This is a genomic window from Sporosarcina koreensis, from assembly GCF_001531445.1.
Classification (GTDB): Bacteria; Bacillota; Bacilli; order Bacillales_A; family Planococcaceae; genus Sporosarcina; species Sporosarcina koreensis_C.
In genome coordinates this window covers 23,106-32,849 of record NZ_LQYA01000251.1, presented here as the reverse complement: position 1 = coordinate 32,849, position 9,744 = coordinate 23,106, and the positions used below count along the sequence as shown (strand labels likewise).

Below are 9,744 nucleotides of genomic sequence, written 5' to 3'. Positions count from 1 at the left end.
CTGTGTAGAAGTGTGCTCATAAGGAACAAAAGGACCATGGACACGCCAAAGATGGTGAAGCTGACGACGGCGGTTGCACTGCCATGATCTATGCCCGCCATTATGAGCAAGACAAGTGCTGGAATGCTCAAAGCAAATCCAATGCCATGTGTGATAGCATTCCAAAGTTCCTCTTTTGAATTTTTATAATCAAATGCTTCGGACATCATCAAACCTCCTTGCAGATTCTATTCTAGCATACTAAACTTGCGCCAATATTATAAAGGAAGTGCTATACTTGAAAAAAATTCATATCGTCACTGACTCGACAGCAGATTTGGTTGAAAACTATATTGACCAATATGATATCCATGTCGTACCGCTAACAATCCATATTGACGGCAATACGTACACTGATGGAGTCGATTTACAGCCCGAATCTTTCATTGAAAAGATGAAAGGGAGCAAAGAGCTTCCCAAAAGTTCACAGCCTGCTGCGGGCGTTTTCAAACAACTGTATGACCGCCTTGGCGAAGATGGAAGTGAAATCATATCCATTCATATGACAGGCGGGATGAGCGGAACAGTGAAGTCTGCTGAAGCTGCTGCAGAAATGACCGATTCGAAAGTGACAGTCATCGACTCGATGTTCATTTCACATGCTTTGACGTTTCAAGTCGTGGAAGCCGCCAAAATGGCTAGTGCGGGGAAAAGTGTGGAAGAAATCGTAAAGAGATTAGTGGATGTTCGTAAAAATACGACGCTATTTGTTGTCGTCGATCTGTTGGATAATCTCGTGAAAGGCGGTCGTATAGGCAAAGGGAAGGCGCTGATCGGTTCTTTATTGAACATCAAGCCGATCGCAACTTTGCAAGACGGCGTCTATACACCAGTAGGCAAAGCACGCAGCCATAAGCAAGTCGTATCACAACTTTTCAAGGCGTTTAAAGAAGAGACCGCAGGCAAAATAATACGTTCCATCGGCATATCCCATGCCAATGGAATGGCGATGGCGGAACCTCTCTTGCAATTAGTGGAAGAATCAGGTTGGAAGGACGTCAAATTTTCTTTCACCTCGCCGATCATCAGCACACATACTGGCGAAGGGGCAATCGGATTCATGTATTATACCGACTGATCAATTTTCGGGCGGTTCAATTACTAAAAAAAGGGGAACTGTGTTTATGAGAAGAATTTTCTTATTGATCGTCTTCTCATTCGTTTTAACAGGATGCCAGGAAAATGTCGTAAACAAGACATCGTCATTTTCTGAAAGAGAAAGCTTGGCACTGTCGGATTATCGCATACCGGACTATTTCATTCCCGAAAAAGTCACTGTCATCGGACTTGGGGATTCACTGACCCAAGGAGTGGGAGATGAGCTGAAGAGGGGCGGTTATTTCGGTCGTGTTGCACTTGCGATGAATGATTGGAAAGGCGTTGAAGAGATCGATTCAAAGAACTTGGCGAAAAGAGGACGCCGAAGCGACCAATTAATCGACCAATTGGAAAAAGAGGAAATCCAAGCAGAGATTGAAAAGGCGGATGTCATCTATATGACAATTGGCGGGAATGACATCATGAAAATCGTCAAAGCGAATCTTTTCAATTTGACGGCAAAGCCTTTTTATGTCGAATTGGGCAAGTTTGAAAATCGACTCGATGAAATATTCAAGATGATTCGCGGATTAAACGGGGATGCTATCATCGTTGTTGCCGGACTATACAATCCGTTATCAATTGTCACGGATGAAGCGAATGAATTTGAAACAGTTATCGAGGATTGGAATGAAGCAATTGAAATTCAGACGATCATGGATGGAAAGGCTTGTTTTATCCCAGTGGTCGACTTGTTCACAAGCAATGAAAATATGGTATACCACTCCGATTTTTTTCATCCAAATGCGAAAGGGTATGTATCGATGGCAAATCGCTTCATCGAGAAAATCGATCAATGCGGTTTGACGGAATTGTCGGATGGAAAATTGGATATGTAGAGGTGACCGTTTGTGAATCTTTGGAAAATAGCATTTTTCGTGCTTTCTGGCTTAATCGTGTCCGGTATCATTGCATTAGTCGTTTTTCTTGAAAGTCCTGGCGATTCGGATCCGCTTCCGCCATTGGATCAATATACGCCGAAGGGCAGTGTATTGAGCGTCAAAGCGACTAGGAATGATCTAGAGGCGCTTGCAAATAATTATATCCGTAAGGCAATGAAGGGAGAAAAGCTTCCTGTCACCATGCTGATCAAGGATGACGTCAGGCTCCATTCCGAATTGACCGCCTTTGGAATAACTTTTCCCCTCATGATGCATTTCGATCCGGTCGTACTGGAAGATGGAAACTTAATGCTTAAACAAACATCTATGGAAATCGGTGAACTGGAACTTCCGCCATCGACTGTTTTAAGTGTATTGCGCGATTCAGTCAAGCTTCCGCCTTGGATGATTGTTAGACCCAAGGAGGAAGAAATATTCATCCATTTATCTGAACTGGAAATCGCAGGGGATTTACAAGTTAGGGCTAAATCGGTCGATCTCCTGAATGATAATATTGAGCTTGAAGTTACGATACCCAATGATTGAGGAGGGATTCTTTTGGTAATTCAAAAAGCGACGTTTGCTGGTGGTTGTTTTTGGTGCATGGTGAAACCTTTCAATCGGTATGATGGAGTCATTTCCGTCGTTTCCGGTTACACTGGTGGAGATGTTAAAAATCCATCATATGAACTCGTCTGCACGAATACGACGGGACATCGGGAAGCCGTTCAAATCACCTTTGACGATTCAATCATTTCATATGAAGAGTTGCTATCTATTTTTTGGCGCCAAATCGACCCGACGGATGCAGGGGGGCAATTTTTCGATCGAGGTGAATCGTATCAAACGGCGATTTTCACGCACTCACCTGAACAAGAAGTTCTTGCCATGGAATCGAAGCAGGAACTTGCTTCTTCCGGAAAATTTAATAAACCGATCAAAACTGATATTTTACCTGCGAAGCCGTTCTATCCTGCTGAAGAGGGACACCAGGACTATTATATGAAAAACCCTTCCCATTACGAACGGTATGCAGTTGGATCAGGCAGGGAGCGTTTCAAAACTGAACATTGGGGTGATCAATCATGAAGGAAAACCTTAAACAGACATTGACGGACATGCAATACTATGTAACTCAGGAAAATGGGACAGAACCACCATTCAATAATGAATTCGATAGCCACTATGAAGAAGGCATCTACGTCGACATTGTCTCAGGGAAACCGTTATTCAGCTCCAAAGACAAATACGATGCGGGATGCGGTTGGCCAAGCTTCACAAAACCCATCCAAAGTGAAGAAGTGACAGAGCATTTTGATGCAAGCCATGGGATGCGCAGAACAGAAGTCCGCAGCAAAACAGCTGACTCCCATCTGGGACATGTGTTTCCTGACGGACAAGGTCCAGCCGGTCTTCGCTATTGCATCAATTCTGCAGCTCTTCGATTCATCCCTGCGAACAAGCTTGGAGAAGAAGGATACAGTGAATTTTCCCATTTATTCAATGACTGAAGGAGGTTTATAATGGATCGTTCTTTTTATCAATTTGTCTTATCTTACCGGGGAGGGAAGAAAGACGATGCAAAATCCGCTTTCGCCGAAGCTGTGTTCAATGACCATAGCTTCCCGAAAGATGAAAAAGGCTTTGATCCGCTTTCCCGTTACTTGGAGGAAAAAGCGGATCCCGAAATGCCAAGCGTTATTTTCGATGAATTATATGAATTGTACAAAGAGCGTTTCGAATAGGTCGGTAGTACCGTCATCATTGCATAAAACGAGGAATAACTGTATGATTAGAGAAGAAATTTGAAAGTGAGGCGGGTAAATTGAGCATACATATTAATGCGAAAAAAGGCGATATTGCTGATACGATTCTCCTTCCTGGAGACCCATTGCGTGCAAAATATATCGCAGAAACATTCTTGGAAGATGTAACACAGTATAACGAAGTGAGGAATATGTTCGGATATACAGGAACATATAAAGGAAAGCGAATCTCTGTTCAAGGAACAGGCATGGGTGTTCCATCCATCTCCATTTACATCAATGAGCTAATGCAAGAATACGATGTACAGAAATTAATCCGTGTAGGTACTTGCGGAGCAATTCAAAAAGACGTAAAAGTTCGTGACGTCATTATTGCTCAAAGTGCTACTACGAACTCACCGATCAACCGGACGTTTTTCAATGGTGTCGACTATGCACCGACAGCAGATTTCGATTTATTGCTGAAAGCCTATAATGCAGGTCTGGAAAAAGGACTCCAATTAAAAGTAGGAAATGTCTTCACAGAAGACTTCTTCTACAATGAAAATGCCGAGCATGAAAAACTTGCACAATACGGTGTGCTAGCTGTTGAAATGGAAACAGCTGCTCTTTACACTTTGGCTGCAAAGTTCGGAAGACAGGCATTGTCAGTTCTTACGGTAAGCGATCATATCTTAACTGGAGAAGTCACAACTGCCGAAGAACGCCAAACAACTTTCAATGACATGATTGTTGTGGCACTAGACGCTGCAATTCAATAATCATGCAATGGAGGACCGCTCGCCGCATCAACAGCGGTCTTTTTTTGAATGAACCGTTTAATCGGGAAGGAAAGTGGGGAATGGGATGGACGAAAAAGAGAAAGACGGCGGACAAGAAGAAACACACTATGAACCGCCCGCAAAACGATATATACGATTGAAACCGTTCTCATTGGTCATGCTCATATTCGGCCTCGTTCTTGCAACGGCTGCCGTTACTTTTTTTGCGTTGACGACAGGTGAGGGTAAGGTCGTGGAAGTGGTCAGTCCTCAAAACCCTACGGCAGATCGCCAGGAATTCAAAAAGTTATATGAAGCATATGATGAAATGAAAAAAACCTATTATAACGATATTGATGAATCGGCAGTCATCGACGGTGCCATTAACGGAATGATCGAAGCACTTGGCGATCCTTTTTCGGACTATTTAAATGAAAAGGAAGCACGTCAATTGACTGAAAGCATTTCTTCCAGCTTTGAAGGGATCGGCGCAGAAATTCAAGAATTGAATGGGTATATCAATGTCGTTTCGCCGATAAAGAATTCACCCGCGGAACGTGCAGGCCTTTTGCCGAATGATCTGATCATTGCTGTAGATGGAAAGAGCATCCAAGGTATGTCTTCTTCAGAAGCTGTTCTCCTCATACGTGGTAAAAAGGGGACAACAGTAACCCTCTCGGTCCGACGCGGTGAAATGGGCGAGCCATTTGACGTAAATATCGAACGAGATGTCATTCCAATTGAAACGGTCTATACGGAAATGCTTGATAATAAAGTCGCCCATATCCATATTACAAGCTTCTCAGAGCATACGTATGACGAGTTATTAGCAGCATTGGATGAAATGGAAGAACAGGGCATGGAAGGACTTATCGTAGATGTCCGTCAAAACCCAGGCGGCATGTTGAACACAGCAATCGACATATCTGATCTTTTCGTTGAAAAAGATAAAAATCTTTTCCAATACGAAGGAAAAGGAAATAACCCCGAAGTGTACGTCGCCTCGGACGGTAGGAAAGTCAATGTTCCTGTCACGATGATCATCGATGACGGCAGTGCTTCCGCGTCCGAAATATTGGCTGGTGCTCTAAAAGAATCTGCAAATGTACCACTTATCGGCATTAAAACGTACGGGAAAGGGACTGTCCAAACGCCAAAAGATTTGCCTGACGGTTCGAATTTGAAGTTGACAACTGCGAAATGGTTGACTCCGGACGGCAACTGGATACATGAAAAAGGAATTGAGCCCGACATCGAAGTCCCATACCCTTCTTACGCCATGCTGCCATTCCTTGACCCTTCCATGGAAATGAAAGAGGGAATGGTATCTCCTTCAATCAAATCCGCAGAGGAGATGCTGAGCGCTGTTGGTTATGATCCGGGTGAAATCGATGGACTTTTCGATCAGGCGACGGAATCTGCAGTCCTTGAGCTCCAAAAGGCATTGTCTTTGAAAGAAGATGGTGTTTTAGTTGGGGATACGACTTATGGATTGATGAACGAACTGAGAAATAAGATCCAAGATGAGGATCCACAATTGCAAAAAGCAAAAGAAGTCCTATTGAAACAGATTAAAAAATGAGTAGAAAGCGTCCACTCCTTCGCGGATGGGCGCTTTTATAGTTAGGGAGGTCTACTGATGATTGATGTCTATTTATTAAGCGGCTTTTTAGGCAGTGGGAAAACATCATTATTACTGAATTTGATTGCCCAACTGAAAGAAGCGGGGAAAAAACCGGCAATCCTCATGAATGAATTCGGCTCCATTTCAATCGATTCGGATTCTGTTGCTAGTAAGGAAGACGACATTCCATTGAAAGAGCTTTTGAATGGCTGTATTTGCTGCACAGGTTCCGAGAAAACAGAGGCACAGCTGCAAGGTTTATTGGAAGAGAATGACGACATAGATGTCATATTGATCGAGACGACAGGCGCCGCTCACCCAGTCGAAGCACTAGACGCCGTTTACTCGCCTTTATTCGCTGAACGCTTGCAGATCAAGGGGATTGTTACTGTTGCAGACGCAAAACGATGGCTGGAAAGGGAAAAAATGTCGCCGCAAGTCCGATCTTTATTCATGGAGCAAATCCGCCATGCACATATTTTATTGGCGAATAAAACCGATTTGTTGTCTGATTCGGAAGTAGCGACAGTATCGATGGAGATTTCGAATTTCAATAGTATGGCTCCTCTTATTCAAACTAAAAACTCGAATATCTCATTCTCTTTCATCGAAGAAATATTGAAAGACACCGCGAATCCAAAACAGGAATCCATCGTATCCGGCAGAAACCTCCCATTGGCATCGAAGTTGATCACCTTCGATCAACCTGTTGACAAGGAGGAATTCGAAGAGTGGGTCAAGTCATTGCCAGATACCGTGTATCGAATGAAAGGCTATGTACCGGTTAAAGGAATAGTCACCCCATACCTATTCCAATACGCATATGGAATGGTCAATTGGTTGCCTGAATATGTGAAGATGGAGCCGAAACTTGTAATCATCGGTGAAGGGATCAGTCAGATAGAATACGTTGAATAATTAGCCGAACAGCTTACTGTCAACCCCTCGATAGATGAAATAATAGTCGACTCAACCAAAACAATCCAATTTGATTGTTTCAAAACCTCCTTTGTCATCACGTTTAGAAATTAATTGGTTCGGTTGGTATTTCATTCCGATTCTCATCTTCTCGCATGCGTTATGATAGTTTGCGAAGGGAGGAGTAATCAGATGAAAAAATCGATGGCTGTCATCTTACTCGGCTCAGCGCTATTACTTCCAAACAACAACAGCGCTGAAGCATCTTATCGCAACAACGACTTGGAGATCACAAAAGCGGTGCAAAATGTACAACTTTATATGTATGAAGGTAAATTTTCCTCATACAATCCTGAAGAGGTAAACCAATATGTAAATAAACATGTTAATGAAATTGAAAAATATTTTGCTAATAACATAGAGGTTACTATTCAAAAACCCGCAAAACCTTCCAAGCCAGTAGAACAGGAAAAACCAGTGGAACAAGAGAAACCGGTTGAATCTTCTAAACCAGTTGAACCATCAAAACCGGTGGAACAAGAAAAACCGGTTGAACCTTCTAATCCAGTGGAGCAAGAAAAGCCGGTTGTTCAGGAAAAGCCTGATGAGGAGAAAGTGCAAAATGAAAACGTCTCTGCCATCGAACAAGCGGTGCTTGATCTGACAAATGCAGAAAGACAAAAGGCTGGATTGAAGCCTTTGCAAATCGACACAAAATTGATGAATTCTGCTCGTCAAAAATCAACAGACATGGCGTCTAAAAATTACTTTTCACATACGAGCCCGACATACGGATCGCCTTTCGACCAAATGAAAGCGAATGGCATCTCGTATCGCGCAGCTGCTGAAAATATTGCGATGGGACAGCGTTCAGCTGAAGAAGTCGTGAAAGCTTGGATGGAATCTCCGGGCCACAGACAAAACATCTTGACACCAAACTTCACTCATATCGGTATCGGTTATGACAAAAACGGTAATTATTGGACACAACAGTTTATTCAAAAATAAGTAGTAGTAAGAAGAAGGAACATGCCTGGAGAAGTATCCAGGCATGTTCTTTTTTGCATAAAAACGATTGTTGGCGGCGATACTTTAGCCGTGAGGTGATGGACATGGACAATGGAAGTAAGCCGGTAATCGATAAGAAAAGTGTAAAACATCTCTTCTTCAATTCAGAGGATTTTGTTGTTATCGATGTTGATTGGCCAACTGGCAAGGGGATTTTATGCTATTATTCATCATTGGCTGACGGAACGGAAGTAAACAAACAGATTGATATTATTCGACAGCGGGCCACTGCGAAAATGAGCAATTGGGGAAAAACTGCCGTGACGGATATAATGCCTTATTCGGAAGAGGAGCTCATAAAATCAGTCTGTAAAGGACTGACAGTCGTTATTTTTCATGATTCCCAGGTGATGTTGACCATTTCCGCGCAAAGCACTTTTGGAAGAGCGCCTGGTGAACCGATCAGTGAACAAATTGTTCGCGGCTCACATGACGGATTTATTGAAAATGTACAGCAAAATCTAACGCTTGTCCGACAAAAACTTGGGAGGCGAGACCTTGTCGTCAAATCAATGCAAGTCGGCCAAAATACAATTACAAATATAACGTATCTTTATATTGAATCTATAGCGGAAGGCGACGTAGTCGATTTATTTGAAAATCGTCTACGGGAAGTGCAGGAACAGGACATTATGAATTCCGGAGAGATTGAAGATTATTTAGAAGAATCCGTTTTATCCCCCTTTCCACAATTCATGGCTACGGAAAGGCCGGATCGTGTAGCCTTCAACCTAATGGAAGGGAAAATCGCCATTTTCACCGATCATTCACCGACCGTTATGATTGCACCGGTCACTTTTTTTTCATTTTATCAATCTCCTGATGATTTTAATGGCCGCGTCATTGTCGGTTCATTTTTTCGGCTGTTACGGATTGCGAGCTTAGTGATCGCCATCTATCTTCCGGCATTTTACATAGCGGTTGTCAGCTTTCACTCAGAAATCTTGCCGATAGAAATCAGTAAAAAAGTGAAATTGGCAATTAACGAAATCCCCTATCGTCCAATATTCGAAGCAATCATAATGGAACTGTTCATCGAATTGATTCGTGAGGCGAGTATTCGGCTACCGAAGCCAATTGGGCAAACAATCGGTGTTGTCGGCGGTTTAATCATCGGTGATGCCATTGTCAATGCTGGGCTCGTCTCGAATTTAATGGTAATCGTTGTCGCATTGACGGCAATTTCAAGCTTCGTCGTCCCAACCCTTGAAATGAATACTTCAATTCGTATTTTACGGTTTCCATTCATGGCGGCTGCGGCAATTTTCGGTTTCTTTGGCATGGCGATCGGAACGATTATATTAGTGATTCACCTGTTATCACTATCCTCCTTGAAGCAGCCTTATTTTGCGCCGTTCATTCCGTTGGATACGTCCAGATTCTTAGAGGTGTTTTTCCGCGTCCCTTATTCCAAGTTCCATAAACAGCAAAGGAATTTCTCATTCGCCTCTAAAAAGAAAGGCCGGAGATCGTAATGTTCACATTATCGAGGCTCCAGTTTTTCTTGATCATGTTTGTTGTGCAGACGGGAACTGTCTTCGTTTCATTTCAACATCGAATGATCATTGAAGCAGGAACGAATTCCTGGG

Annotated in this window: 12 protein-coding genes; 11 read left to right on the top strand and 1 reads right to left on the bottom strand. The window is 42.9% G+C overall.

From position 1 onward, the window contains the following. Positions 1–206: hemolysin III family protein (locus tag AWV70_RS24955; RefSeq protein WP_235588809.1), on the bottom strand; the 206-nt coding region annotated here is incomplete at its 3' end. Between the two features lie 71 nt (positions 207–277). On the opposite strand from AWV70_RS24955, the gene AWV70_RS21070 reads away from it, so the two are divergent. From AWV70_RS21070 to AWV70_RS21020, 11 genes are all read left to right on the top strand, one after another. Next, positions 278–1,117, top strand: coding sequence for a DegV family protein (locus AWV70_RS21070; protein WP_060210452.1), 840 nt, complete (start codon positions 278–280; stop codon positions 1,115–1,117). Between the two features lie 46 nt (positions 1,118–1,163). Further along, positions 1,164–1,976 carry a GDSL-type esterase/lipase family protein gene (locus AWV70_RS21065; RefSeq protein WP_060210451.1) on the top strand — a complete coding sequence of 271 codons (813 nt, stop codon included), beginning with the start codon at positions 1,164–1,166 and terminating at the stop codon, positions 1,974–1,976. A 12-nt stretch (positions 1,977–1,988) separates the two neighbouring features. Beyond that, complete coding sequence (locus AWV70_RS21060; RefSeq protein WP_060210450.1) at positions 1,989–2,564, top strand: YpmS family protein; 576 nt, start codon at positions 1,989–1,991, stop codon at positions 2,562–2,564. Between the two features lie 12 nt (positions 2,565–2,576). Continuing rightward, positions 2,577–3,107, top strand: coding sequence for a peptide-methionine (S)-S-oxide reductase MsrA (gene msrA, locus AWV70_RS21055; RefSeq protein ID WP_082713756.1), 531 nt, complete (start codon positions 2,577–2,579; stop codon positions 3,105–3,107). Continuing rightward, positions 3,104–3,529: a peptide-methionine (R)-S-oxide reductase MsrB gene (gene msrB, locus AWV70_RS21050; protein WP_060210449.1), complete on the top strand. Its 426-nt coding sequence runs from the start codon at positions 3,104–3,106 to the stop codon at positions 3,527–3,529. Before msrA ends, msrB begins: the two co-directional genes overlap by 4 nt. Before the next feature lie 12 nt (positions 3,530–3,541). Continuing rightward, entirely contained in the window at positions 3,542–3,763 is a 222-nt protein-coding gene (locus AWV70_RS21045; RefSeq protein ID WP_060210448.1) for a YozE family protein, read from the top strand. Positions 3,764–3,843: 80 nt separating this feature from the next. After that, positions 3,844–4,545, top strand: coding sequence for a purine-nucleoside phosphorylase (deoD, locus tag AWV70_RS21040; RefSeq protein WP_060210447.1), 702 nt, complete (start codon positions 3,844–3,846; stop codon positions 4,543–4,545). Positions 4,546–4,630: 85 nt separating this feature from the next. Continuing rightward, positions 4,631–6,127, top strand: coding sequence for a S41 family peptidase (locus AWV70_RS21035; RefSeq protein ID WP_060210446.1), 1,497 nt, complete (start codon positions 4,631–4,633; stop codon positions 6,125–6,127). 57 nt (positions 6,128–6,184) lie between these two features. Further along, positions 6,185–7,087: a CobW family GTP-binding protein gene (locus tag AWV70_RS21030; RefSeq protein WP_060210445.1), complete on the top strand. Its 903-nt coding sequence runs from the start codon at positions 6,185–6,187 to the stop codon at positions 7,085–7,087. Positions 7,088–7,279: 192 nt separating this feature from the next. Further along, positions 7,280–8,095 (top strand): CAP domain-containing protein, encoded by an 816-nt coding sequence (locus AWV70_RS23125; RefSeq protein ID WP_082713755.1) that lies wholly within the window; start codon positions 7,280–7,282, stop codon positions 8,093–8,095. Between the two features lie 104 nt (positions 8,096–8,199). Continuing rightward, positions 8,200–9,630 carry a spore germination protein gene (locus AWV70_RS21020; RefSeq protein ID WP_060210444.1) on the top strand — a complete coding sequence of 477 codons (1,431 nt, stop codon included), beginning with the start codon at positions 8,200–8,202 and terminating at the stop codon, positions 9,628–9,630. The last annotated feature ends 114 nt before the right edge of the window (positions 9,631–9,744 follow it).

Excerpts from the sequence above, each read along its gene's own strand:
- AWV70_RS21035 (WP_060210446.1), top strand. The coding sequence starts at position 4,631 with ATGGACGAAAAAGAGAAAGACGGCGGACAAGAAGAAACACACTATGAA.
- AWV70_RS23125 (WP_082713755.1), top strand. The coding sequence starts at position 7,280 with ATGAAAAAATCGATGGCTGTCATCTTACTCGGCTCAGCGCTATTACTT.
- msrB (WP_060210449.1), top strand. The coding sequence starts at position 3,104 with ATGAAGGAAAACCTTAAACAGACATTGACGGACATGCAATACTATGTA.
- AWV70_RS21045 (WP_060210448.1), top strand. The coding sequence starts at position 3,542 with ATGGATCGTTCTTTTTATCAATTTGTCTTATCTTACCGGGGAGGGAAG.
- AWV70_RS21065 (WP_060210451.1), top strand. The coding sequence starts at position 1,164 with ATGAGAAGAATTTTCTTATTGATCGTCTTCTCATTCGTTTTAACAGGA.
- AWV70_RS21030 (WP_060210445.1), top strand. The coding sequence starts at position 6,185 with ATGATTGATGTCTATTTATTAAGCGGCTTTTTAGGCAGTGGGAAAACA.
- AWV70_RS21020 (WP_060210444.1), top strand. The coding sequence starts at position 8,200 with ATGGACAATGGAAGTAAGCCGGTAATCGATAAGAAAAGTGTAAAACAT.